Genomic DNA, 24,483 nt, shown 5'->3' with positions numbered 1-24,483 from the left:
TTTTTAGGAAAAGAAGTGTACAATCCATCATATAGTTAGAATATTCTGCATAAAAAGGCGGAGGAGGAGCAGATCATGGACTTTGACGTACATCGTTACCGGAACCACTTTCCTTCCTTGCAGCGGAAGGTTGGGGACAACTGCGCAGCCTATCTGGATGGCCCGGGAGGAACCCAGGTGCCAGCGCAGGTCATCGCCGCCATCGCACAATACTATGAGACGAGCAATGCCAATGCCCACGGTCCGTTTGTGACAAGCGAGGAAACGGATGTGATCGTGGAGAGAACGAGGGAGGGGATGGCCGCTTTTTTAGGGGCTGCTTCTCCGGACAGCATTTCATTTGGGGCCAATATGACCACGCTCGCCTTTTCTCTCAGCAGAGCACTGTCACGCCTCATTTCTGCCGGAGACGAGGTCATCATCACCGATCTCGACCACGAAGCCAATCGCGGACCATGGCAAACGCTGGCTGAAAAAGGAGCAGTCATCCACTCGGTCAGGATGACATCGGGCGGGCAGCTCGATATGGACCATTTGCAGTCGCTTCTATCCCCCAAGACGAAGATCGTCGCGGTCGGGTACTCATCGAACTCGCTCGGTACCGTCAATGACCTGACTGTAATAAGGGAATGGACACGGGCTGTCGGTGCCTGGATGATCGTGGATGCCGTCCACTACGCCCCGCATTTCCCGATGGATGTGGCGGCGCTTGATCCCGACTTTTTGCTATGCTCCGCCTACAAGTTTTACGGTCCCCACGTCGGTGTGCTGTACAGCCGTCCCGGATTGCTGGACCACATTCCGACCGACAGACTCCGGCCGCAGCTGGCGGAGGCTCCCTACCGGATCGAAACGGGCACGTTGAACTTTGCTGCATTGGCGGGGGTGAGAGCAGCCGTCGATTATATCGCTTCGTTTGGGAACGGTGAAAGCCTTCGCGAGCAGCTCACGAGCGGCATGGCGCTGATCCATGACCATGAAGAGCATGTCGCCCATTACTTGTACGACAGGCTTTCAGCCTTGCCGCAGGCAAGTGTATATGGCCAGCCGTTTGGAGAAGGGCTGCGGGCGCCCACTGTTTCCTTCACTGTACAGGACGTACATACGGCAGACGTGGCGAAGGCTTTGGGCGAACAGGGCCTGTTCGTCTGGGGCGGCCATTTTTACGCCATGCGCGTAGTCGAGACTCTGGGACTGGAAGATATGGGCGGGCTGGTCCGCGCAGGCATCTCCTTGTACAATACGGTGGAGGAAATCGATCGATTGATTGACTGTGTCGAGGCGTTGAAAAAGTAAAAAATACAGGATGCAGGCAGGCTTTTCTTCGGTTAAAGCCTGCTTTTTTTTTGTGCTTTTTTGTGTGCCGTTTTTTAGTCGAGCAGAAGAATAGCCGGACCGAGCAAAACAGGGAGTATCGTATATTCCTGCGAGAAAATGGAATGCTGTACGTAGTGGCATTGGGCAAATCCGGTTTGCATGAAGGGAGGTACAGTGCAAGGTGATGGCGATGGAGCCGAGAGATTGCGATATGTCTCCGATGAAACTGCAGGTAGAGAGTGATTTGCAACAGCTAATCCTCGACATCCAGCACAGTTTGGTCTCGATGAGAGATGAAAATCACTGCGTTCTGGGAAACCTGGACCAGATCAAGCGGAGATTCTTCCAGATTGAATCGACAGCCGCTTCCTTTTATCTCTATTGTTACTTGGCGCCCTTTACCGATAAATACCCGGATTTATCCCTGACCATCCAACATCTGTCCAGCCGCAGACACGGTGCCTTGATCGTCATTGAGCGAAATGAGCCGCTCGACCAATGGATATACAAGGGGACACCGGTTGGGGCCACGGTAAGCAGCTCGCTATTGGAGTCCATTTTTTATCCCGGAAGTCCGCTGCACGATGGCGCTGTGCTGATCCAAGGAAACTCGATTGTCTCAGCGGGGAATGTGCTGCCTCTCTCCGACAACAATCTGGGTGATCCCAGCCTCGGTACAAGGCACCGCGCTGCCTTGGGATTGACAGAACGGAGCGACGCACTCGTGCTCGTGGTTTCCGAAGAGACGGGAAGAGCTCGCTTTGCCTATCAGGGAAAACTGTACCCGCTGCCGACTGTGTAAGAACAATGCGTGCAGCGGGTTTTCGTTATGCCATCCGCCCGGCAGCCACCCCTTTTTGCAAAGAGGGGCGACAACGTATCACATTAATTCCGACTTGACATATATGTATTATATGATTTATCTTTACACATAATCCTTTTCGTCAACATGGCACGTATAGCGCGATTGGGAGGAATCGATATGGAATTTTATTGTCCCGCATGCGAGCAGGCATTCTCGAAAAAAGAGGAGATATGCAGTCATTTGACGTCCTTTTTTCAATCCTTGCACGGCAAAAAAGTGTGGCGAATCCGCTTTCTTCATCATCATCCGTATCACATTTACAGCGATGAGCAAATCCACGAAATGCTGCAGAAGCAGCCGTTGACGGTCACTCATGCCATGTGTTTGACAGATTTTGATTCCGACTTGTGTACGGGCACTGACTCCCTTGGCAAAACCGTTTCGATTTTTGACTAGAAGCTGAGATTTTTTCCGTACTGGGAAAGCCGACAGGTTTTAGAAAGCCTGGACAGATTTCTGTTCCAGTCCAGGACGAAGACCGGCACGGTGAATGGGAACAGGCTTCTCTGCACTACAGCCGCTTTTCTTTTTTGTAGTTGGACGGGCTTTAGTGGAGGAGATGAAAAAGGAGAAAACCGCTCAAGGTTCGGTGGGACACTGCGGGGAGCTGGACTGGCCAGCTCCATTCCAAAAGCAAAACCGCGTCCAAAAGCAGCCTGCTCGGGGGAGGCATCTCAGAGTTGGCCGCTAAAAGCGTGTTTTGCTTTTTCCATTCCGCCTGGGAGGTGTCCCAAAGACCTTCGCGGTTTTCTCCTTTTTCATCTCTACAGCTGCTGGGTTATATCAAAAAACCGTTTGGACATAAGCCCGTAAGGTTATGAGAGTGGCTAGACCGTTTCGGACATAAGCTCGAACGGATTTTGAGAGCGGCTGGCTTGAAAGAGGCTTGCTTCAAAGGAAGTTCTTATCAAGAACCGCCGTCAACTTATCGAAATCAGGTTTGCCGCGAGCCTGAGACAACCAGAAGTTAGCCTGCTGAAAAACCTTGACTTGATTCTTTTGGCGCCATGAAATATCCCGCAAGCTTTTAAAAGTTCGGAGAAGAAGTTTTGCTCATCAGAGAAGCCTGTTTCCATTCAAAGCGACTAGCGTAGTCCCACCCAGCGGAGCGATGATCCCGAGGAAACAGAATCGCAACCTATGAATCCGCTGCGAAGCTGCGCGCCGTTTTGCGATTCCCTCGGGATCATTGCGGAGCGGACAGTCTCCGCTACTCTGCAGGACGAAGACCGGAGCGCAGAATGGAAACAGGCTTCTCTGCACCGCAGCCGCTAAAAAAGCATCCTAGCTTTGCAAACATTCTCTTACAAACGCAACTCGTTTGCTAGTCAAAAAGGGGCAAACCGCTAAGGAGCAATCAACCCCAAATCCTGCGCCTTCAGCAAAGCTTGCGTCCGGGAGGAAACCCCCAGCTTCCCGTAAATGCGGTTCAAATACACCTTTACTGTCCCCACGGTTAAATCAAGCTCTGCCGCGATCTGTTGGTTGGTTGCGCCTTGTCCCAATAGTCCGAGAATGACGCTCTCACGCTGGGTAAGCGGCTCCAGAAAACCGTCGGCAGGAAGGGCAGGAGGACTACCGGCTCGCGGCTTCCCTGCGGCAAACCGATCCAGCAGATTATTTACATAGTCCCAGGAAACTCCTTCCCACTCCTGGCGTTTCGCAACGATTCTCCGCTGTTTCCCGTAATCCCGCAGCAAGCGGGCCATCCTTTCTCCCTCGTCCAGGAAGCTGCGAATATAGCCGTTTTGCTCTCCGAGGGCGAGTGCTTCATGCAGGTAGCGGAATGCTTGCAGGCGGTGCCCCAGCTTATGATGGATCAGTGCCTGGAGAACCGGGATTTCCACCATGCTCAAAAGACAGCCATCGCGTTTGCCCAAAGGCTTGAGGGTTTCCAATATGCGCAGTGCATCGGTGGTGTTCCCTTTTGCCTCCAAAAGACGGACAAAAGTCAGATACTCCAGCTCCTTGTCCAGCGTCGGTTTATCCTGTGCGGACAGGTGAAGCAAGTCCATGACGCGCTCTGCCTCCGATGGATTGTCTTCCAAAAGATCGATCCGCGCCCGAAAGGCGTACAGAGAAGGCAGCCAGTGATATTCCGTCCATTCTTTCACAGTGACAATTGTTTCGTCGATCGCTTCTTTTGCAGAATCGTACTCGCCTTTTACCAGGCGCAAGCGGGCAAGCGTAATCCGATTGGGGACGAGCAATCCGGCCACCTGCTTTTGGAGGGCGATCCATTCCACCTGCTTCAGAAGCGTCCCGCTGTCTTCCTGCCTGTCCCATTCATAGTACCCTTCGGCGAGGGCCTGGACTACATACAGGTTGATCAAGGAATCCTGCCAACCGTGGGATTGGAGAATGGCAATGAATCGTTTGCCCACTTCTTCTGTTTGTGCAGAGAGCAGTCCCTTGAGTCCAAATGCAGTCCGCCTGATGAGCGGTTCACTCGTATTGAAATTCAGATTGTAAAAAAGCGGATTTTCCGGCAAGACGTCATAGATGAGATCGGCATGGGCGAACCATTCCTCAAAGCGACGCGTAGAGAACACGAGATTGGCTTTGACAAAAAAGATGCCGCTCCGGATTTCCTGACGCTGCTCTTCAGTGACATCCGCTATGCTCCGTTCCAAATCGTCCAGCAGCGGATCGACGCGGTCGAATTTCCCGACGACATTCAAGGTAAAGGCGTAGAGCAGCAGCAGCACGGGGGAAAGAGTCCTGACGGGTTCGGGAAACGCTTCGAACCAGCGGAGCAGGGTGGAAAATTCGCCTCGCTTCAGCACTGTGACGATATGCTGCTCCAGCCACTTGACCGCCAGCGCATAGTCTTTGGCGAGCAGGGCATGCTCGATGGCCTCATCCATCATCTGGCGTTCGGCAAAACACGCGCTTGCCCTCCGGTGAAGCTCGCTCCATGCCTGAGGATGCTTGATGAGCAGTTCCTTTTGCAGAAATTCCGAAAACAAATGGTGGTACCGATACCAGGTGCGTTCTTCATTTAGCGGGAGAATAAACAGGTTCAGAGTAATAATGCGCTGCAGCATGGCATGGCTGTCCGTCCTTTGCAGCACAGCATCGCAGCTTTGAAAGTCCAGTCGCTGAAGCACGGAGGTTTGCAGCAAAAAGTCGTGAATATCCTCCGGCAGTCCGGAAATGACTTCGTGCAACAAGTAATCGGCGACATTTCGGTCATACCCGGACATCCGCTGCAACAGCCGGTCGTAGTTCGAGCTGGCCAGCAGGGAGATGGCAAATAGCTGCAGTCCCGCCACCCAGCCTTCGGTAAATCCGAGCAATATTTCAAGCTCGCTCGAAGAAAGGGACAATTGCGCTACATCCTTGTAAAAATGGGCAGCTTCCTCCCGCGTGAACAGGAGTGAAGGAGCGTCAATCTCGTTATATTCGCCGCGTACTTTCCACTTTGCTGCAGAGAAAGGCAGGGCGGCGCGGCTGGAAAGGTACAGATGGATGTTTCCAGGAAGATATTCAATCAGGTAGGAAAGACTTTGATGGATCTGCTGATTCGCAATCACATGCAAATCGTCCAGAATCAAGCTGGCGTGATCCGGCAGCAAATCAAGCTCGTTGATCATGGCGTCAATCATCGTATAAACAGAGCTGCCGGAGAGCGAATCGAGCAAGGGAGTCATGCGCTCAGTCAACTGCGGGCAACAAGCGGAGGAGAGTGAGTAGGCCACGTATCGCCAGAACCTGCTGAGGTCATTGTCTTTTTCGTCCAACGATACCCAAGCCGCGCGGACGTTTGTGTGGAAAATCCATTGCCCTAAAAGCGTTGTTTTGCCAAAACCGGCAGGAGCGCAGATAGATGTCAGGCGGCAGTGCTGGCCGGTGCTGAGCATCTCCAGCAAATGTCCTCGGTTCACGGCTTTATCCTTGAATACAGGCAGGTTGATCTTCGTTTTTAACAGCACATCGGCAGGATTAAGCATGCTCCCTCCATGAAGGTGTTTTTCCAAGCGTCAACATGGATGAAAACCCTGAGTATTTCGGTTATTCCCATTATAGCCCATCTTCCCTGAGCAAAAAGAAAAACATTCGGGTCCGAGTAAGGCAAAAGATGATGCCAGCAAAACGAGAAAAGTCCCAAGGGATTCAATAGCTCGCCAAACGGTGGCGAGTTTTTGTTTTCACGTAACACTATAGGCCTCTGTGCCATAGGCTGTTGTATGGTTCAGATGCTGAGGTGATGATGTGAGACTTCCGTATAACCTGCCTGACTTTTTTGGTGCCTTGCTATCCATTGCGATCGGAATCGTCGTCAGCCTGGAGGCTTTTCGCCTGCACGCATATTCTCCCTCACAGTATGTCGGGGACCACACCCTGCCCGCCACCTTGGGGCTTCTGCTCATCACGCTAGGCACGGGATTGCTTTTTCATTCCTTTCGGGACAAAAAAGAAGAGAGGAAGACTGATGCAGAGAGTGGCTTCCGGCCAAAGAGCGTACTCCCTTGTCTTCTTGTGCTGCTTCTCTACGCGCTGGTGATTGACATTGTGGGATATGTGCTGGCTACCTTTCTGGCTTCCATTGCCTTGTTTCGCGTCATCGGCTCGTACAAATGGAGCCGTTCCATCGCGATGGCGATTGTCCTGACGGGGTGCTTGTACGCGGTTTTCGTGGTTTGGCTGAAGATTGCGTTTCCGACCGGATTCTTCTTTTGAAAGGTTGCTGCTTATGGATACCTTGCATCTTCTGCTGTCCGGCTTTGCGGAGGCCCTGACGCTGGAAAATGTGTTGATGGCTGCTCTAGGCGCTCTGGTCGGGACCTTTGTAGGCGTACTGCCCGGACTGGGGCCTACATCAGCTATTGCCATCCTGCTTCCGGTTACGGCTGTTCTCGAACCTACGCAAGGCATCATCATGCTGGCCGGCATTTACTACGGGGCCATGTACGGAGGCTCCACGACAGCGATTTTGCTTAACATTCCGGGAGAGCTGTCCTCGGTGCCGACCTGTCTGGATGGATACCCTCTGGCGAAGCAGGGGAAAGGCGGACCGGCTTTGGGCATCTCGGCTATCGGCTCGTTTGTGGCTGGAATCATGGGCGTGATCGGGCTTGTCTTTTTTGCTCCCGTCTTGGCGGATCAAGCACTCAAATTTGGCCCGCCCGAATACCTGGCCTTGATGGTGCTGGCCTTGACCTTGATGGTCAGCCTCTCCGGGGGTTCTTTTCTCAAGGCGTTCATCATGGGGGCATTCGGGTACGCCCTGTCACTTGTCGGACTGGGTCCTTCCACGGGGGTCCCCCGGTTTGATTACGGCAGCGCAAAGCTGGTCGGCGGCCTCGATATGATCAGCATTATCATCGGGTTGTTTGCCATCACGGAAGTATTGAAGGGAATCGAGGAAAAACGGGTGACGACGGTGATCGGCAATCCGGGGAGCGTTTACCCGTCCAAGGCTGATCTGCAAAAAAGCGTAAAGCCGATGGTGCGGGGAGGACTCGTAGGTTTTTTCCTCGGACTTCTGCCGGGCTGCTCGGCCGCTATTACGTCGTTTCTCGCCTATGATCTGGAGAAAAAGGTATCGAAACACCCGGAACGGTTTGGCCATGGGGCGATGGAGGGGGTAGCTGCGCCGGAAGCGGCAAACAACGCGACGAGCAGCGCCGGTTTTATTCCCCTGTTCTCGTTGGGAATCCCTTCTTCACCGCCGCTCGCCATTCTGTTGGCGGGATTGATGATTTACGGTCTTACGCCGGGACCCGTGCTTTTTGAGCAAAATACCACATTCGTCTGGGCGGTAATCGCCTCCATGTTCGTGGGAAATGCCATGCTCCTGGTGCTCAATCTGCCGATGGTCTGGCTGTGGGTCAAATTGACGAGAGTGCCGTATGGAATAATGGCCCCGATCATTTTGATCTTTTGCACCATCGGGTCCTATTCGGTGAGAAACAGCATGTTCGACGTCTTCGTCGCCTTTCTTTTTGGCGGGCTCGGGTACCTGTTCTCCACGTATAAATGGCCCGTGGTACCGCTGGTGCTCTGCTTCATCCTCGGACCGCTCCTCGAGGAGTCGCTCATCCAGACGGCGGCCATGTCAGCGGAGGGACTGGCGATTGTCCTGCAGCGCCCGATCTCATCGGTGATCCTTGTTGCGGCCGCAGCGCTGCTGATCATTTCTCTTGTGTTGAACAGGCGGACGCAAAAGAGGGTGCAGGAAGAGCGGGAGCGGGGAATAGACGTCAGCTAGATACACAAGTACGGGAGGAATTTTGGTTGAAAGCAGCCCATGTTTGGTTTCGCATCGCTTTTTCTCTCTTGATCGCAGTTGCCACGACGGCTTGCGGTGCCGGGCAGGCCCAGCCGCCTGCATCCCCGGCGGTTCCACAGCAGCCGGCCACAGATCAATCGGCTGGACAGTCGGAGCCCGCCTACCCGACGAGACAGATTGAATACATCGTCCCTTATTCGGCAGGAGGCGGGGTAGACCTGGTAGCCCGGGCTGCCGCCGACTATGTAAGCAAAGAGTGGGGCCAGCCCATCGTCGTGGTCAACAAGCCGGGAGGCGGCGGTACAGTAGGCGCGGAATACGCGCTGAAGCAGGCAAAGCCCGACGGATATACCGTATTGGCCGTCAATGTATCCAACACGACGATGCTGACTGCGGGGATGAAGGACTCCCTGATCACCAGTAACGACCAGATCTACACCGCCCGCATCGGGAAAGGAACGATGGCCTTTGCTGTGAAGGAAGACGCTCCGTGGAACGATTTTCACGCTTTCTCCCAATGGGCGAAGGAGAACCCCGATCAGTTGACCTGGACATCGGTAGGTCCAGCAGGCTTTTCAGCATTTGGCGTAGCTCAATGGTTTGACATGATTGACGCGGACTTTGCCAAGACGCGGATGATCGTGACAAAAGGGGCGTCCGACTCCGTTCCGAAGGTAGCGGGAGGCCACGCGGTAGTGGCTATCCATACGATCGGGGAAATCAACCCCATGCTTCAGGCGAAAAAAGTGAAGATATTGGCCGTCGGCGGGACAGAAAGAAGTCCGTTTCTCCCCGATGTACCGACTGCAAAGGAGCAGGGCATTGACGGACTGACCGTTTTCTGGTGGACGGGTGTGTCGTTCCCGAAAGGCACACCGGAAGCGGTCATCAAGAAGTGGGAGGCTGTCGTTGCCAAAATGACCAGTGACCCCGACTTTGTGAAAAAGCTGCACGAACTTCAAGTGGAGCCTGCTTACGCGGATTCGGCACAGTTTACGGCTGATGTTGAGAAGGAGACCCAGTATTATACCGATCTGGCTACGAAGAGCAATATACGGAAATGAATCTACGCTGCTGGTGGGGGACTTCCCTCCACCGCAGCCTCTTTTTTGGGGTGGTCGGACAGGCTTTGGTGGGGGAGATGAAAAAGGAGAAAACAGCAGCAGGTTCGGTGGGACACTGCGGGGGGACTGGACTGTCCGTCTCCATTCCAAAAGCAAAACCGCGTCCAAAAGCAGCCTGCTCGGGGGAGCGTTTCAGTGTCTCCAGATCGTCAGAGAAGCCTGTTTCCATTCAAAGCGACTGGCACAGTGTCCTTATGCATTCCACCTGTTCTCCGCAAACCTCCACAGTTTTTCCCCCACTTTTCCACAGTTCTCAAAAACAAATCAAAATTTCCCCGACTAGACTAAAGCTGTGCCTAGGTACAAGACGAAAAATCGAGAAAGGTGGATGATAATATGTTTAGCAAAGCAAAAGTGGGAATCGCGCTGGGGGCGCTGGCTGCGGTGCTGAGTGCAGGAACGATCAACGGTGTATACGCTGCAACCAACGATCAGGCAACGTCTGTGCAAGCTGCAAACAAAGCCGACCAACATAAAATTGTGATCAAAGGCTTCAAGGGAGGCGAAGGAAAAGGCTTCTTCCTCAAAGGAAAAGGGCTGGATCAAAACGAAGACCTGCTGAAGCTCTTGAACCTCTCCGCAGACGAGTTGAAGGAGGCACTGAAGGCAGACAAGTCTCTCGCGGACGTGGCCAAAGAACAAGGCGTGTCTGTAGAGGATGTCGTCAAACTGATCGCAGAGCAGGAGGAAGCACAGCTAACAGAGGCTGTGAAGGCCGGAAAGCTGACCCAGGAGCAAGCGGATAAAATGAAGGAAAACGCCGCTGAGCGCATCCAAAAAATGGTTGAAGGCACGCGCCAGGACAGAGGCTTCGGCCCACACGGCGGTTTCGTTTTCTTCAAGAGCGAAGAACTGCTGAAGCTGCTCGATCTCACCGCCGAAGAGCTGGATACAAAGCTGAAGGCTGGCAAATCTCTCGCAGACGTCGCCAAAACACAGGGCGTATCCGTGGAGGACGTCGTCAGCCTGATCGCCAAGCAGCAGGAGGAGCAGTTGGCAGAGGCCGTGAAAGCAGGCAAGCTGACCCAGGAGCAAGCCGATAAAATGAGCGAAAACGCGTCTGAGCGCATTCAAAAAATGGTCGAGAGCACCCATCAGGATAAAGGCTTCGGCCCGCGCGGCTTCGGATTTATCAAAAGCGAAGAGCTGCTGAAGCTGCTCAATCTCACCGCTGAAGAGCTGGAGACAGAGCTGAAGGCCGGCAAATCGCTGGCAGAAGTCGCCGAAGCACAAGGAGTGGATACGGATGAAGTGGTCGCCCTTTTAACGAAACAGCGCGCAGACCAGCTTTCCGAGGCAGTCAAGGCGGGCAAAATCACACAGGAGCAGGCAGACAAGCTTCAGTCTAACCTGACAGAGTCCATCCAAAAACAGCTTGAGCACAAACGGGGAGAAAAGCCGGAGAAGGTCGTCGTAGAAAACTAAGCGCCTCCGCTTCCACACAACGAGAGCAGTTTCGGGCAGGTGAATCGATCACCTGCCTTTTTCAAATCTTTTTCAAAAAAAGACGTGCTTTAATTGGACCCAAAGACCTAATTGGAAGAGACAGGGATTTTTCATGCGGGTTGATTTGTCACAGTTTGGTAGAGAAAGAAGGAGGAAGCCAGTTTGAGGTCCAGCAAAATAAAAACGACCGCCGCCATCCTCGCGATTTTTGGCCTGTTGGCCGGATGCTCGCCGCAGCAGGGCGGCATGGGACAACGGGCAGGAGCCGCACAGAGGGCCATCCCGGTAGAAGTGAAAAAAGCAGACAAGGAGCTGTTTGGGCAAAAGCTGTCTCTCAGCGGCAGGTTGGAGGCGAAAAGCCAGGTGGCGCTGACATCAAAAGCGAGCGGCCGGATTACCCAGGTTCATGTAAACGTAGGCGACCAGGTCAAGGCGGGGCAGCCCATCGTGACGCTGGATGGCGAAGAAGCGAAAATCCAGTTGCAGCGGTCCCAGGCGTCTCTTCTCTCTGCGCAAGCGAGATACGAGGAAGCCAAGGAGGGGACTCCTGAAGAAACGGTAGCCCAGACGCAAAATCAGCTTGCCGATTCGCAAAACAAGTACGACGCGGCCAAAAAGGAGCTGGAGCGCACAGAAGCTTTGTACAAGCAGGGAGCCATCTCGGCGGCAGAATACGAAAAAGCGAAGGCAGCGCTCGACAGTGCCGCGATCAGTCTGGAAAACCAGAAGCAGAAGCTGAAGCTGGATCAAAAGGGACCGACCGCCGCTTCGCTCGCATCGGCGCAAGCGTCATTGAAGCAGGCCCAGGCCGATCTGGCACTGGCTCAGCTCAACGCGTCCAACCTGGTCGTAAAAGCGCCGATTGACGGCGTGATCGGTTCCCTTCCTGTTTCTGTCGGCGCGAATGTCGGCAGCAATACAGAGATCGCGCAAATCATCAATATGACGACGATGAAGGTGAAAACGCAGGCTACGGAAAGCCAGGTCGGTCTGTTCCAGAACGGCCAGGAGGTCGAGATCAACGTTCCTGCCGTTCAGCTCACGACGAAAGGAAAGGTGGCTTCTGTCAGTCCGCTGGCAGACTCGACCAAGTCGTACCCCATCGAAATCGAGATCGCCAATCCGAGTCTGAAGCTCAAGGCAGGCATGATCGCTTCCATCGAGATGACAGGCAAGCCGCATGATGCGTTGATCGTCCCCCGCGAAGCGATTATCTCCCGGGAAAATCAGGACTATGTCTACATCGTAGATGAGCAGAGGGCAAAGCTCGTCCCGGTCAAGCGCGGAGAATCGGACGGGGAGCGGGTCGAAATCCTCGAAGGACTTTCCGGCGGTGAAGAGGTCGTGGTCAAGGGGCAGAACACGCTTGCAGACGGATCGTCTGTCGTCGTCATTGATCCAAACCAGTCCGCCGCTTCGCAGGATGCAGGCAAGCAGGAAAATAGCGGCAAGCGCCAGCGGGGCCCGCAGAATCAACAAAACCCGGAAAACGCACCGACAAACGGATCGGAAAATCAAGAGCGTCCGGCAAGACCAAAAGGATAGGTGAACCCCATGCATATCTCTGATCATTCGATTCGTCGTCCGGTGACCGTGATGATGGGCATTCTCATGGTTGTAATTTTGGGAATCCTCTCCTTGACGCGAATCCCGATCGATCTTTATCCGCCGATTGAAATACCGACTGTGGCCGTAACGACGAGCTACTCGGGGGTCGGCCCGAAAGAGATGGAAAATCTGGTGACCAAGCCGATCGAGCAGGCTGTGGCGACGGTTGCAGGCATCAAGTCGGTCACGTCCATCTCCCGCGAAGGCTCGTCACAGGTCATCGTCGAGTTTGGCTACGGAACGGATATTGACGGGACCGTCGCCGAGATTCAGCAGAAGGTGGAACGGGCCAGAAGGTCGCTGCCGGATGATGCCGATTCCCCGACAGTGATGCGCTTTGACCCAAACAGCTCACCGGTATTGACTTTGGCTCTCTCCTCTGAGATGACCGCTGACCAGCTGCGCTCTTTTGTGGACGAGCAAATCGTACCCTATCTGGAACGGGTAGACGGTGTTGCGTCTGTGACCGTGTCCGGCGGACTGGAGCGGGAAATCACGGTCCGGGTCGATCCGGGCAAGCTGGAGCAATACGGTATTACGCTGGCCGACATCAGCCAGCAGCTCCGCAACCAGAATATCGATTCGCCGGGCGGCACCATCACAGAGGGCGGGACTACTTATACGGTTCGCTCTGTCGGCAAGCTCGCCTCTATCGATGACATCAAGAAGGTATCCATACCGCTGCGCGGCGAAGGCCAGGTATTTCTGGAGGATGTCGCACTCATCACGGATGGCTATAAAGCCGTAACGATCGAGAGCAAAATGGACGGGCAGCCGACGGTTACCCTTTCCATCATGAAGCAGTCCGGCACCAATACAGTTGCCGTCGTCGATCAAATCAACCAGGAGCTGGAGAAGCTGCAAGGCACTCTGTCCGCCAATCTGAAGGTGTTCAGCATTTCCGATCAATCTGCCTTTATTCGCGCATCGATCAATACGCTTGTCCACGATACGCTGATCGGGGGCATTTTGGCCATCTTTATCATCTGGTTTTTCCTGAAGAGCATAAGCAACACGCTGATCATCGGCACAGCGATTCCGATCTCCGTCATCGCCACGTTTGCCCTGATGTTTTTTACCGATATGTCGATCAACACGATGAGTCTGGGCGGGCTTACCCTTGGCATCGGGATGATCGTGGACGATGCCATCGTCGTGCTGGAAAACATTCACCGCCACCGGGAAAAAGGACTGTCCATCAAGGAAGCGGCTGTCTCGGGCACGAAGGAAGTGGCGATGCCCGTGATCGCGGCTACATTGACCACGGTTGCCGTGTTTTTCCCGATCGTCTTTGTCGAAGGCGTGACGGCACAGTTGTTTAAGGATATGGGCGTAACCGTTTCGTTTGCCCTGCTGGCTTCACTGGTGGTGTCGCTGACCGTCACACCGATGCTCGCGGCCAAATGGACGGCTTCACATGCGAAAAAGCTAAGTCACGAGGAAGCAGACGCGAAAAGCAGGCTGGTCCAATTTTACAAGCGAGTCCTGGCCTGGTCTCTCGGCCACCGGAAGAGCGTCATCGCGATAGGCCTCGCCTCGCTGGTCGCCGGCGCGGGGCTCGTACCTTTTATCGGCATGGAAGTGATGCCCACATCGGATCAGGGACAGGTCAACATCTCCATCTCCTTGCCGAACGGGACGGAGCTGGAAAAAACGAGAGAAGTCCTGACGAAAGCAAATGAGATCGTGTCACATGTCCCCGAAGCGAAGACGATCTTCTCCACGCTGGGCAGCGCCAACGCAACCCGCGGCGGCAACGCGAACAGCTCGGCGGCTTCCTTTTTGCTGATCCTGTCCGATTCGTCAGAGCGCAGCCGGACGACAGCAGAGGTCGTAGACGATCTGCGGAACAAACTGAACCGCTTCCCGGGAGCGCGCGTACGGATCAGCGAGACTGGCGGCATGATGCTTCCCGGTATGGGCGGACAAGGCTTTTCCGGCGGATCTTCGCCGATTTCCTACGCGCTGCGGGGAAATGATGAGGCGACCTTGAAGGATCTCGCCGAAAGGTTGACTGCCGCTATCAGCGAGGTGGACGGCATCCGCGAGGCGGACAATACGCTGGAGGAGTCCCGGCCGGAGATCCAGATCAAGCTTGACCGCATCAAGGCGGCTGGTCTCGGCATTACCCAGTCGTCTCTGACCAGTACGATCCAGACCGCCTTGCGCGATCAGGTGGCGACCCGGATGGAGGCGGGGGGAAGCGAGATCGACATCACCTTGAAGCTCGACAAGGAAGGGCAGGCCAGCATGCAGGATATCGAAAACCTGCTGATCACCACTCCGAAGGGAGAGGTTGTCCAGGTGAAGGATGTGGCGACCGTCGCCATTGCCGGGGGACCGCAAGCCATCCAGCGCTACAATCAGGCCCGGGTGGTCAATGTGACGGGGATGCTTGCTCCGGGAAGAGATTTGGGCAGCGTCGCCGAGGAAGTCAATCGAGTCGTAGCAAACTTCCCTGTGCCGCCCGGCTACGTCATCGAGCAGCAAGGGCAAAACCAGCAGTTGGATGAAACGACCCAGGGAATGATTCTCGCCTTTGGCCTCGCCGTGGTGCTTGTGTACATCATCCTGGCGGCACAGTTCGAGTCGCTCGTCTATCCGCTGTCGATCATGCTGTCCGTGCCGCTGTCTTTCTTCGGCGCGAGCTTCAGCTTGTGGATGACCGGACGGACACTGAGCATTCCCGCCTTTATCGGGATCATCCTTTTGACCGGGATCGTTGTCCGAAATGCGATCGTTCTGATCGACTTTATCAACATTCTCCGCAGGCAGGGGATGGAGCGGAGCGAGGCGATCCTGACCGCTTCGCCGATCCGGCTGCGGCCGATTTTGATGACGACGCTGTGTACGGTGCTGGGCCTCTTCCCGCTCGCCCTCGGGATCGGCGAAGGAGGAGAAAGCCAATCGCCGATGGCCACTGTCGTGATCGGCGGGTTGCTATTCTCGACAATGCTGACCTTGATCGTCATTCCCGTCGTCTACACGATTCTTGACGACTTCTCCGGCAGGCTGAAAAAGCTCTCCAACATCTTCCGGCCTTCGCGGAAGCTGAAAACGGCGAGCATCGAAAAATAGAATAGTATAATGAATAGATAACATGGACAGGGGTGGCATTCTTCGGGTGCCACCTTTCTGAAGCATCAGGAGGTGTGACGATGCGGATTTTGGCAGTAGAAGATGAACGCGCATTGCTGGAAGCGGTTTGCGGCGTTTTGCAAGAGGAGGGCTATCAGGTGGACAAGGCCGAGCGGGGCGATGAAGGGCTGCTGCTCGCCGAGCGCGGCATCTACGACTTGCTCATCCTGGACATCATGATGCCCGGTCTGGATGGCGTCTCACTCGTGAAAAAGCTGCGGGCAAAAGGACAGCTTACGCCGGTTCTGCTCCTCACCGCCAAAGACAGCGTAGAGTCGCGGGTCGAAGGTCTGGACGCCGGGGCTGATGATTACCTCGTCAAGCCTTTTGCCGTGGAGGAATTGCTGGCCCGCACGAGAGCGCTGCTGAGAAGAAACGGCAAGTATTCGGCCGACGGAGAAGTATCCTACGGGCCGATTTCGCTGAAGACAAATGAACACGACGGCTTCGTGGGCGAGCATCCGTTGAAGCTGACCGGAAAGGAATACGATCTGCTGCAGTATTTTCTTCACAACCGGGAGCAAATATTGACGCGAGATCAAATCTTCGACCGAATCTGGGGGATCGATTCGGAGGCGAACTACGGGATCGTCGACTTGTACGTGCATTATTTGCGCAAAAAACTGGCTGAGTACGGATGCGACAACTACATCCGGACGATTCGCAATGTCGGCTACATTTTGAAGGGACAAAAGGAGAATGTTTAAAAAGACGAGGATTCGCCTGGTTATTTTGAATACGATCGTGTTTGTGCTGCTCTTGAACGCGCTCGGAAGCGCGCTCTACTTCTCCATTCAGTACCGCTTGTTTTCACAGGTGGACAGAGAGCTGGTCCGGTCGGGCAAATGGTTCGTGCAGGTGCCGCCTCCGTTTCTGAAGCCGGAGCGCAAGCGGCTGCCCGATGTCGACAGGCGCATCGTCTTTTTGCTGTGGGACGACCGGGGCGGGCTGATCAGCAAGGATTACGGCGAATCGCTTGAAAATGGCGACTTGAACCTGTTCCACCCCGTAGATCGGAGCAAGGAAATCGAAAATGTGACGGTCGGCGGGCAGGTGTACCGAGTCTATACGATGACCACGGACAAGCGCGTCATCGACCGCGGATTCATCCGAAATGTCAGCCACATTCAGCTGATTTACAATCTGGAGCCGGAGATGAAGATGCTCGATACGCTCCTCTATGTGCTCGGAATCGGCGGTCTTGCCAGTATTTTGATCGCGCTGTTTGCGGGGCTGTTTTTGGCCAAGCGGGCGCTTGTTCCGATTCAGCTTTCCTGGGAAAAGCAGCAGCAGTTTATCGCGGACGCTTCCCATGAGCTGCGAACGCCGCTCTCCGTGATTCTGGTCAATCTGGAGAGGCTGTTTCGCTCTCCGGAGCGGACGATTGAGGAGGAGAGCGAGCACATTATGGTCAGCATTCAGGAGACCAGGCGGCTGAACAAGCTGGTCGGCGATCTCTTGACCCTGGCCCGCTCCGACTCCAATGAGCTGCAAATCCTCAAGCAAAAGGTGGCCATGGATGAGCTGGTCCAAAAAAGCGTCCACACGTTCCGGCAACTGGCTGTTGTCCGAGGCATCGAAATCGAGACGGACATCCAGCAGCCGCTGGAGCTGAACGGGGACCAGGAGCGGATTCAGCAGCTGCTCGTCATTTTGCTCGACAATGCGCTCAAATACTCGAATGAGCAAGGAAAAATTGCGGTGAGCTGCAAGCGGGAGGGGCAGGGCATTACCCTCGTTGTAAAAGACAACGGGATCGGGATCGCCAAGGAAGACATTCCGTACGTGTTCGACCGCTTTTTCCGCGCGGACAAGATGCGCTCCCGCCAAACAGACGGGACGGGGCTGGGACTGTCCATCGCCAAGTGGATCGTCGACGCCCACGGAGGGAGAATCCGCGTCGAGAGCGAGGAAGGGGCAGGGGCCACCTTTACCGTCTGGCTGCCTGCCAAACACGGATGAGGAAAAATGGCTCTATGCCATTTTGCAAAGCCGAGCCCGGCGGCAAATAAGGTTATCGACTGGATATGAGAGCATAGACAAGCCGAGTCTCTGCCATGTCAGCTTGTTCCCATGAGGAGCAAGCTTTTTATTTGCACATAAATAATTTGCATACAAACTTTTTGTGTACAAATCGTGTGAGCCTATGTTATTCTTTTCAAAAAGTTTTGGGAATGAACGGGAGGGTCATCATGGAGCGAATCGAGGACTGCTTTGGTTTTTTGTTGGGAAAGGCGTACCAGAAGGTTTTCCAGCTGGAAAAAGTGCGATTGAGCGCGTACGGGGTTACGCCGGTGCAATTTGTCCTGCTGCACGTGCTATGGGAGAAGGATGGGCAAAAAGGAGTGGAGCTGGGCACCCGGCTCCGTCTGGATGGAGCGACGATTACAGGCCTCTTGGATCGGCTGGAGCAGATGGGCTTGATCGAGCGCAGGCCGTCTCCGACCGACCGCCGGACGAATTTGATTTACCTGACTCCGCGGGGGAGAGAATTGGAAAAGCCGCTCAACGAAATCAGCGACGAGGTAAACCGGGAGGCCATGTCCATTTTTCGGGAAGAAGAGCTTGCGATGTTGAAAAGCATGCTGACCAGGCTCGGATTGGAGAAAGAAGCGTAATCCATCGTCCGGATGCCCGGATGGCCTTTACGGCGAATGGACTGACTTTCGGTCTGCCGTAGGGACGGATAGATGGGCAACTCCGAGGATCGGACGCCTGAACGGCAAAGAAGCATCTTTTACAAGTGGGGAGAAGCAGATGGAGAAAAAGATTCACTATGCTTGGATTGTATTGTTTGTCACGTTTTTGGCTTTGCTGGCCGTCCAGGGCGTTCGCCTTTCCTTCGGCGCCTTTATCGAGCCGTGGGAGACCGAATTCTCGATGGACAGAGGCACGATCTCACTCATTTCTACGCTGAGCTTCATCGTATACGGCATATCCCAGCCGGTGGTGGGCAAGCTGGTCGACCGCTTCGGCGCTCGGATGATTTTGTCAGTCAGTGCACTGCTGGTCGGGATAAGCATCGCCCTGACGTATTTTGTGACCTCGCCGTGGCAGCTTTTTCTTCTGTACGGCGTGATCGCTTCGCTCGGAGTGGGCGGGGCGTCGAACGTGGCAGCCACCGTTGTGGTGACAAACTGGTTTCAGGAAAGGCGGGGCCTCGCTTTCGGGTTGATGGAAGCCGGCTTCAGCGTCGGGCAAATGATCGTTGTGCCAGCCTCGCTGTTTTTGATTCACTGGTATGACTGGCAGATGGCCGTCGCAGTATTGGGCGCGTTTCTGATTTTGATCGTCTTTCCCGTCCTGCTGCTTTTGCTGCGCAATCATCCTTCCGAAAAAGGTATCCAGCCGATCGGAGGCGACAGAGCTGCGGAAGGCACTGAAAACGGGACAGACGAGAGCCCAGGCGGCCAATTGGCGGAAAACGTGTTTCGCACGAGAAGATTCTGGTTTCTGATCCTGCCGTTTTTTATCTGCGGTTTTACGACGACCGGTTTGATGGATACCCACCTCATCCCGTTCGCCCAGTTGTGCGGCTTTTCCGCGGTCGTAACCGGGTCGGCGGTCAGCCTGCTCGCGGCCTTCAATACGCTGGGAACGCTGCTGTCGGGAGTGGTCGCAGACCGCTGGAGCAATAAAAAATTTCTGGCCCTCCTGTATGCGGCAAGGGCTGCAACTATCGTACTGCTGCTCGTGTTCGTCAGCGATCCCGAGCTGCTGCTGGTATTTGCCGCACATCCGTCTCTGTTGTTTTTGTTCTCCATTTCCTTCGGCCTTGTTGACTTTGCGACGGTCGCTCCCACGCAAATGCTGGCGACGCAGTACTTCAACAAGCAGTCGCTCGGCTTCATTGTCGGCTGGCTGTTTCTCAGCCACCAGCTAGGCTCCGCGCTTGGCGCTTACCTGCCTGGATTATTGTTTAGTCAGACTGAAAATTACAATATGTCATTCTACATTGCGGTGGTTTTGCTGGTCGGAGCTTCCGTGTTGAATCTTCTCCTTCCTGAACCCGCCCGAGTCAAAAGGAATGTCGCCTCGGAGAGCTAGAGGCTTGGAAGCCGGACATGCTCTACAGCCACAAAGAGTTGCAGAGCCCCTTTCTCAAAAAGGCGGCCTGCTCCGACAGTCTGCAAAAACAACACAAAAAGCCGGCTCCCCCCTCGATACGGGGCGGAGCCGGTCTTCCTATTTGAAAGCATATGGTTTACGAACGAGCTTTTCCGTTTTTGTACGGCGATCTCTTTAGTCTTTAAACAACAGCGAAGCGCCGGCGATTCCCGGATGGGTCATCTCGTACGGATCGAGAATCAGATCGAGCTCTTCCTCGGTCAGAACATTGTGCTCAAGGCACAGCTCCCGCACCGATTTGCCCGTCAAAATCGCCTCGCGGGCGATGCGTGCCGCCACTTCGTATCCGAGGTGAGGGTTGACGGCGGTAATGACGCCCACGCTCTTCTCGACGTAAGCCTTCATCACTTCTTCGTTGGCACGGATGCCGTCCAGGCAGTATTCCTTGAATGCACGGAAGGCGTTGTTCATGATGCTGATCGATTGCAGCAGGTTAAAGACAAGCACCGGCTCCATGACGTTCAGCTCCAGTTGTCCCGCTTCGGAAGCGAGGCAGATGGTGTGGTCGTTTCCGATTACCTGGAACGCCACCTGATTGACCACCTCGGCCATGACCGGATTGACTTTCCCTGGCATGATGGAGGAGCCTGGCTGACGGGCAGGCAGGGAGATTTCCCCGAGTCCGGCGCGCGGTCCGGAAGCCATCAGGCGCAGGTCGTTGGCGATTTTGGACATGTTGATCATGCACACCTTGAGGGCCGCGGACACTTCTGTGTAAGCATCCGTGTTTTGCGTGGCGTCGACCAGATCGGATGCGCCTTTGATCGGCAGGCCTGTGATCGAAGCCAGATGCTTGATGACACTCTCGATATAGCGCGGCTCCGCATTCAAGCCGGTTCCCACGGCAGTCGCGCCCATGTTTACTTCGTACAGATGCTGGCGGGAGCCGGAGATTCGCAGGATGTCCCGGGACAGCACTTTGCGGTACGCTTCAAATTCTTGGCCCAGACGGATCGGAACCGCGTCCTGCAGATGGGTTCTGCCCATTTTGATAACGCTGTCAAATTCTTTCGCTTTTTGCGAGAACGACTCCTGCAGGCTATCCATCGTCGCGAGTAGCTGGTCCAGCATCATCAGTACGGAAATGTGGATCGCAGTCGGGAAAGCGTCATTCGTAGACTGGGACATGTTCACGTGCGTATTCGGGCTGACCTGGAAGTAGTCGCCTTTTTCAAAGCCGAGAAGCTCCAGCGCACGGTTGGCGATGACTTCGTTGGCGTTCATATTGATCGAGGTTCCGGCGCCGCCCTGAATCGGATCGACGATAAACTGGTCGTGCAGATTGCCATCGATAATCTCTTGTGCCGCCTGAACGATCGCTTCTCCGATGCGGCGGTTGAGCTGGCCCGTTTCCATATTGGCAAGTGCTGCCGCTTTTTTTACCATCGCCATCGCCTTGATCAGCGATTCGTGGATTCGATATCCGGTGATCGGGAAGTTTTCCAGGGCACGAAGCGTTTGTACACCGTAGTAGGCGTGTTTCGGCACTTCTTTTTCGCCGAGGAAGTCTTTTTCTACCCGTTTGGTTACTGCTGTATCCATGTGTATACAACTCCTACAGGATATTTTTGATGTTAAACAACGTTGTTTACTTTCATCAAAATCGTAACATAGTTTCAAAGAAAGAAGTAGCTTTAAATCAATTGAACGAACGAATCGAAATGATTGTAGAACCCGATCAGTGTTGATAAGATGGGATAAATCTTTGTGAACAAGGAGGCGGACCGCATGCATCGGGTTGACCTGCTGCAGGAGATCACGTATATTGACGGAATTACGATCATCGATACGTCGGGAACGATCCTCTTTTCGGTGAAATTCAACCCCCGCTTCGCATCCGGGAGCGAGAAGACGGATGAAATCGTCGGGGAAAATCTGTTTACTTCCTTTCCTATGCTGAATGAACAAACAAGTACACTCTACCATGCGCTGAAAACGGGGCGTCCGACTTTTCGCAAGCGTCAGGAAATCATTGATTTTACCGGCAAAAAAATCGAAACGACCAATGTTACGCTGCCGATCAAGACAAACGGGCGGGTGATCGGGGCGATTGAGCTGTCCAAGGATATCAGCAAGCGGGGGGAGCCGGTAGACGAGCTGATCGAACTGGACGCCAGCCTGTTCATACCAAGCAAAGCGGAGCAAGCGAATATCCAGCCGGAAGGAGCCAGATACACGCTGGACGATATCGTGACGGGCAACGAGCAAATGCTGGAGCTGAAGAGGCAAGCAAAGAAAATGGCTCGCGGCCGCTCGCCGCTTTGCCTGTTCGGTGAGACGGGCACGGGGAAGGAGCTGTTCGCCCAGGCCCTGCATCATGCAAGCGGCCGCTCGCACAAGCCTTTTATCGCCCAGAACTGTGCGGCCATTCCCGAAAGCCTGATGGAGAGCATCCTGTTCGGGACGAAGAAAGGCAGCTTTACCGGGGCGGAGGACAATCCGGGGCTGTTCGAGCTGGCCGATGGCGGCACGATTTTTCTCGACGAATTCAACTCGATGCCCCATTCCCTGCAGGCAAAATTGCTGCGTGTGCTGGAGGATGGCCTCATCCGAAGACTGGGGGACAAGCATGTCCGCAAAGTAGACGTGCGGGTGATCGCTGCCACCAACAAGCATCCCCGTCAGTGCGTCAAGGATGGACAGCTCCGCCCAGACCTGTACTACCGGCTGTGCGTGATGGCCTTGCACCTGCCGCCGCTGCGCGAGCGGCCCGAGGATATCGAGCTGCTCCTGCCCTATTTTATCAACAAGTACAACCATCTGATGGGCAAAAGCGTCCGCCACATCGCCAAAGGCGTGTACGAGTATTTGCAGATGCACGATTGGCCGGGGAATATCCGGGAGTTTGAATACGTCGTCGAATTTGCCCTGCAGCTCAAGGAAGACGGTGACGAAACGCTTCAACGCAGCGATTTGGAGCCGATCATGAACCACCTGAGGGACGAGCAGGCACCCGAACAGACAGCCGCTTCGGAAGGAAAAGCGTGGGGAGCAACAATTGGAGAGGATTACGGGGAAGTGACGGGAGCAGGCGAGGGCCAGGAAAAACAGGAGGCACAGGAAGCACAGGAAGCACAGGAAGCACAGGAAGAACAAGATGAGCTTGTGCCTCTCAAGGAAGCGGTCGCTTCTCTGGAAACGCGGCTGATCCGGCGAGCGCTGGCGAAAACAGGGGGAAATGTCTCGAAAGCGGCACTTTTGCTGAACATTCCCCGGCAGTCGCTGCAAAACAAAATCCGCGACTATGAAATCAAATAGCAGTAAAAACGGGGCTCCAATCGATTTTCTGCCAATTTTGCTTCTGCCCAAAAACGTACAAAGAAGTGCCCGGAAATTAACACGCTGTGCGAATGAAACTGGAATTTTCCTTTCGATAGATGGTGTATCCTCCCGAAAAAGGAGAGATGCCCGTCTTTTTTTTGAGAATATTCCACAAAATGGCTGGCATGGTCCTTGCTTTGAGAAGACGGCATCATTGCATTTGCAAACAAGGAGGATGCCTTCCATGATTATCGGAACGTTTAAAGAATTGAAGCCGGGGGAGTCGCGCGTCGTGCTTACCCCGACGGAAGTGGCCGAATTGACCGGCGGCGGCCACACCGTCCTGATCGGCAAAGGGACAGGCGAAAATGCCGGGTTTCCCGATCAGTCCTATGCCGAAGCGGGCGCCGAGCTGAGAGACGGCATGGAGGAAATCTACGCCGAAGCGGAGCTGATCGTAAAGGTAAAAGAGATTTTGCCGGAGGAATACCACCTGCTGCGGGAAGGACAAATCCTGTTTACTTGCCTTCATCCCGCTGCCAACCGGGAAGAGGTGAATGTACTGCTGGACAAAAAGGTCATCGCCTTTACCGCCGAGGATACGCATCAGTACGGCTCTCCCAATGGAGAAGTGGCTGGAAAGCTGGGAGCGCTCTGGGGCGCCCATTATTTGCTTAGCGTGAATGGCGGGATGGGCAAGCTTGTCGGCGGCATCGGAGGCGTACCCGGCATCCAGGCGCTCGTCATCGGTGCGGGAATTGTCGGACGCAGCGCAGCCAATGTCCTCTCCTCGCTTGGAGCTCGGGTAACAATGATGGACGTGAATATCGGCGTCCTTCGGGAAGCGCAGTATTTGCTGCCAAAAGGGGTAGACACGATGTTTTCCAACCGGAGCAACATCCGCCAGGTGCTGCCTCACGTCGATTTGGTGATGAACTGCGTCAAATGGCCAAAGCACCGCAAGGACCATCTGATCACACGCGATATGCTGCAGCTCATGCGCAAAAAGGCGGTTATCGTCGACATTAGCGCAGACGTCGGCGGAGCAGTGGAGACATACAGACCGACGACGTACGAGGAGCCTGTCTATGAAGTCGACGGCATTATCCACTTCGGCGTCGACAACATTCCGGGCGCTGCCCCTCATACGACTTCGATTGCTTATGCGGCATCCGTATTTCCGCACATCAAGTCGATTGCCGACCACGGAGCGGACGAGGCAGCTCGTCGCAATCCGTATCTGCGCCGGGGATTGACGTCGTACAAAGGGATATTGACTCATGAGGAAACCGCTTTGATCCAGCAGCGCGAGCGTACGACAGCAGAAGAACTGCTCGGCTTGCCGGCGAAATAGCATTTAC

18 protein-coding genes are annotated in these 24,483 nt (G+C 54.6%); 16 read left to right on the top strand and 2 right to left on the bottom strand.

Translation table 11 applies throughout. From position 1 onward, the window contains the following. Nucleotides 1–75 precede the first annotated feature (75 nt). The 4 genes from NST37_RS19735 to NST37_RS19720 all read left to right on the top strand — a co-directional run bounded on the left by NST37_RS19735 (nucleotide 76) and on the right by NST37_RS19720 (nucleotide 3,457). A complete protein-coding gene (locus NST37_RS19735; RefSeq protein WP_339185681.1) occupies nucleotides 76–1,296 on the top strand; it encodes a cysteine desulfurase-like protein in 1,221 nt (406 codons plus the stop codon). 211 nt (nucleotides 1,297–1,507) lie between these two features. Further along, a complete protein-coding gene (gene cdaS, locus NST37_RS19730) occupies nucleotides 1,508–2,119 on the top strand; it encodes a sporulation-specific diadenylate cyclase CdaS (RefSeq protein WP_031931928.1) in 612 nt (203 codons plus the stop codon). Nucleotides 2,120–2,299: 180 nt separating this feature from the next. After that, nucleotides 2,300–2,578: a hypothetical protein gene (locus tag NST37_RS19725; protein ID WP_003389619.1), complete on the top strand. Its 279-nt coding sequence runs from the start codon at nucleotides 2,300–2,302 to the stop codon at nucleotides 2,576–2,578. Between the two features lie 744 nt (nucleotides 2,579–3,322). After that, complete coding sequence (locus tag NST37_RS19720) at nucleotides 3,323–3,457, top strand: hypothetical protein (protein WP_269320790.1); 135 nt, start codon at nucleotides 3,323–3,325, stop codon at nucleotides 3,455–3,457. Between the two features lie 71 nt (nucleotides 3,458–3,528). Here the strand turns inward: NST37_RS19720 and NST37_RS19715 are convergent, their stop codons facing one another. Beyond that, nucleotides 3,529–6,135 carry a LuxR C-terminal-related transcriptional regulator gene (locus NST37_RS19715; protein ID WP_339185680.1) on the bottom strand — a complete coding sequence of 869 codons (2,607 nt, stop codon included), beginning with the start codon at nucleotides 6,133–6,135 and terminating at the stop codon, nucleotides 3,529–3,531. Between the two features lie 262 nt (nucleotides 6,136–6,397). On the opposite strand from NST37_RS19715, the gene NST37_RS19710 reads away from it, so the two are divergent. The 10 genes from NST37_RS19710 to NST37_RS19665 all read left to right on the top strand — a co-directional run bounded on the left by NST37_RS19710 (nucleotide 6,398) and on the right by NST37_RS19665 (nucleotide 19,780). Beyond that, on the top strand, nucleotides 6,398–6,865 hold the full coding sequence (locus NST37_RS19710; RefSeq protein WP_024983438.1) for a tripartite tricarboxylate transporter TctB family protein: 468 nt from the start codon (nucleotides 6,398–6,400) through the stop codon (nucleotides 6,863–6,865). Between the two features lie 13 nt (nucleotides 6,866–6,878). Then, nucleotides 6,879–8,396 carry a tripartite tricarboxylate transporter permease gene (locus NST37_RS19705; protein ID WP_171506689.1) on the top strand — a complete coding sequence of 506 codons (1,518 nt, stop codon included), beginning with the start codon at nucleotides 6,879–6,881 and terminating at the stop codon, nucleotides 8,394–8,396. A 26-nt stretch (nucleotides 8,397–8,422) separates the two neighbouring features. Continuing rightward, on the top strand, nucleotides 8,423–9,481 hold the full coding sequence (locus NST37_RS19700; RefSeq protein WP_003389614.1) for a tripartite tricarboxylate transporter substrate binding protein: 1,059 nt from the start codon (nucleotides 8,423–8,425) through the stop codon (nucleotides 9,479–9,481). A 396-nt stretch (nucleotides 9,482–9,877) separates the two neighbouring features. After that, nucleotides 9,878–10,966, top strand: a complete 1,089-nt coding sequence (locus NST37_RS19695) for a hypothetical protein (protein ID WP_327985904.1) — start codon at nucleotides 9,878–9,880, stop codon at nucleotides 10,964–10,966. A gap of 183 nt (nucleotides 10,967–11,149) precedes the next feature. Then, a complete protein-coding gene (locus NST37_RS19690) occupies nucleotides 11,150–12,532 on the top strand; it encodes an efflux RND transporter periplasmic adaptor subunit (protein WP_339185679.1) in 1,383 nt (460 codons plus the stop codon). A gap of 9 nt (nucleotides 12,533–12,541) precedes the next feature. Further along, a complete protein-coding gene (locus NST37_RS19685) occupies nucleotides 12,542–15,673 on the top strand; it encodes an efflux RND transporter permease subunit (RefSeq protein ID WP_003389610.1) in 3,132 nt (1,043 codons plus the stop codon). 80 nt (nucleotides 15,674–15,753) lie between these two features. Then, nucleotides 15,754–16,440 (top strand): response regulator transcription factor, encoded by a 687-nt coding sequence (locus tag NST37_RS19680; RefSeq protein ID WP_003389609.1) that lies wholly within the window; start codon nucleotides 15,754–15,756, stop codon nucleotides 16,438–16,440. Continuing rightward, nucleotides 16,433–17,695, top strand: a complete 1,263-nt coding sequence (locus NST37_RS19675) for an ATP-binding protein (protein WP_003389608.1) — start codon at nucleotides 16,433–16,435, stop codon at nucleotides 17,693–17,695. The genes NST37_RS19680 and NST37_RS19675 overlap by 8 nt, the downstream gene beginning before the upstream one ends. A 230-nt stretch (nucleotides 17,696–17,925) precedes the next feature. Then, a complete protein-coding gene (locus NST37_RS19670; protein WP_003389607.1) occupies nucleotides 17,926–18,351 on the top strand; it encodes a MarR family transcriptional regulator in 426 nt (141 codons plus the stop codon). 139 nt (nucleotides 18,352–18,490) lie between these two features. Further along, nucleotides 18,491–19,780, top strand: a complete 1,290-nt coding sequence (locus tag NST37_RS19665) for an MFS transporter (protein ID WP_024983432.1) — start codon at nucleotides 18,491–18,493, stop codon at nucleotides 19,778–19,780. Between the two features lie 195 nt (nucleotides 19,781–19,975). On the opposite strand, the gene aspA is transcribed toward NST37_RS19665, so the two are convergent. Continuing rightward, nucleotides 19,976–21,403, bottom strand: coding sequence for an aspartate ammonia-lyase (aspA, locus tag NST37_RS19660; protein WP_003389605.1), 1,428 nt, complete (start codon nucleotides 21,401–21,403; stop codon nucleotides 19,976–19,978). 186 nt (nucleotides 21,404–21,589) lie between these two features. Here aspA and NST37_RS19655 point away from each other — a divergent pair, with 186 nt between their 5' ends. Together NST37_RS19655 and NST37_RS19650 are read left to right on the top strand one after the other, a co-directional pair. Beyond that, on the top strand, nucleotides 21,590–23,119 hold the full coding sequence (locus tag NST37_RS19655; RefSeq protein ID WP_031931921.1) for a sigma 54-interacting transcriptional regulator: 1,530 nt from the start codon (nucleotides 21,590–21,592) through the stop codon (nucleotides 23,117–23,119). Nucleotides 23,120–23,366: 247 nt separating this feature from the next. Continuing rightward, a complete protein-coding gene (locus NST37_RS19650; RefSeq protein ID WP_122958488.1) occupies nucleotides 23,367–24,476 on the top strand; it encodes an alanine dehydrogenase in 1,110 nt (369 codons plus the stop codon). The last annotated feature ends 7 nt before the right edge of the window (nucleotides 24,477–24,483 follow it).

The organism is Brevibacillus sp. FSL K6-6036 (genome assembly GCF_037964015.1).
Taxonomy (GTDB): Bacteria; Bacillota; Bacilli; order Brevibacillales; family Brevibacillaceae; genus Brevibacillus; species Brevibacillus borstelensis.
The sequence above is the reverse complement of the archived record's forward strand: the minus strand, read 5'-3'. Positions and strand labels throughout refer to the sequence as shown.

Bases quoted from the DNA above. Each gene is read 5' to 3' on its own strand.
- NST37_RS19725 (WP_003389619.1), top strand. From the start codon at position 2,300: ATGGAATTTTATTGTCCCGCATGCGAGCAGGCATTCTCGAAAAAAGAG.
- NST37_RS19680 (WP_003389609.1), top strand. From the start codon at position 15,754: ATGCGGATTTTGGCAGTAGAAGATGAACGCGCATTGCTGGAAGCGGTT.
- NST37_RS19665 (WP_024983432.1), top strand. From the start codon at position 18,491: ATGGAGAAAAAGATTCACTATGCTTGGATTGTATTGTTTGTCACGTTT.
- NST37_RS19650 (WP_122958488.1), top strand. From the start codon at position 23,367: ATGATTATCGGAACGTTTAAAGAATTGAAGCCGGGGGAGTCGCGCGTC.
- cdaS (WP_031931928.1), top strand. From the start codon at position 1,508: ATGGAGCCGAGAGATTGCGATATGTCTCCGATGAAACTGCAGGTAGAG.
- NST37_RS19675 (WP_003389608.1), top strand. From the start codon at position 16,433: ATGTTTAAAAAGACGAGGATTCGCCTGGTTATTTTGAATACGATCGTG.
- NST37_RS19695 (WP_327985904.1), top strand. From the start codon at position 9,878: ATGTTTAGCAAAGCAAAAGTGGGAATCGCGCTGGGGGCGCTGGCTGCG.
- NST37_RS19655 (WP_031931921.1), top strand. From the start codon at position 21,590: ATGCATCGGGTTGACCTGCTGCAGGAGATCACGTATATTGACGGAATT.
- NST37_RS19705 (WP_171506689.1), top strand. From the start codon at position 6,879: ATGGATACCTTGCATCTTCTGCTGTCCGGCTTTGCGGAGGCCCTGACG.
- NST37_RS19685 (WP_003389610.1), top strand. From the start codon at position 12,542: ATGCATATCTCTGATCATTCGATTCGTCGTCCGGTGACCGTGATGATG.
- NST37_RS19735 (WP_339185681.1), top strand. From the start codon at position 76: ATGGACTTTGACGTACATCGTTACCGGAACCACTTTCCTTCCTTGCAG.
- NST37_RS19720 (WP_269320790.1), top strand. From the start codon at position 3,323: ATGAATCCGCTGCGAAGCTGCGCGCCGTTTTGCGATTCCCTCGGGATC.
- aspA (WP_003389605.1), bottom strand. From the start codon at position 21,403: ATGGATACAGCAGTAACCAAACGGGTAGAAAAAGACTTCCTCGGCGAA.
- NST37_RS19670 (WP_003389607.1), top strand. From the start codon at position 17,926: ATGGAGCGAATCGAGGACTGCTTTGGTTTTTTGTTGGGAAAGGCGTAC.
- NST37_RS19715 (WP_339185680.1), bottom strand. From the start codon at position 6,135: ATGCTTAATCCTGCCGATGTGCTGTTAAAAACGAAGATCAACCTGCCT.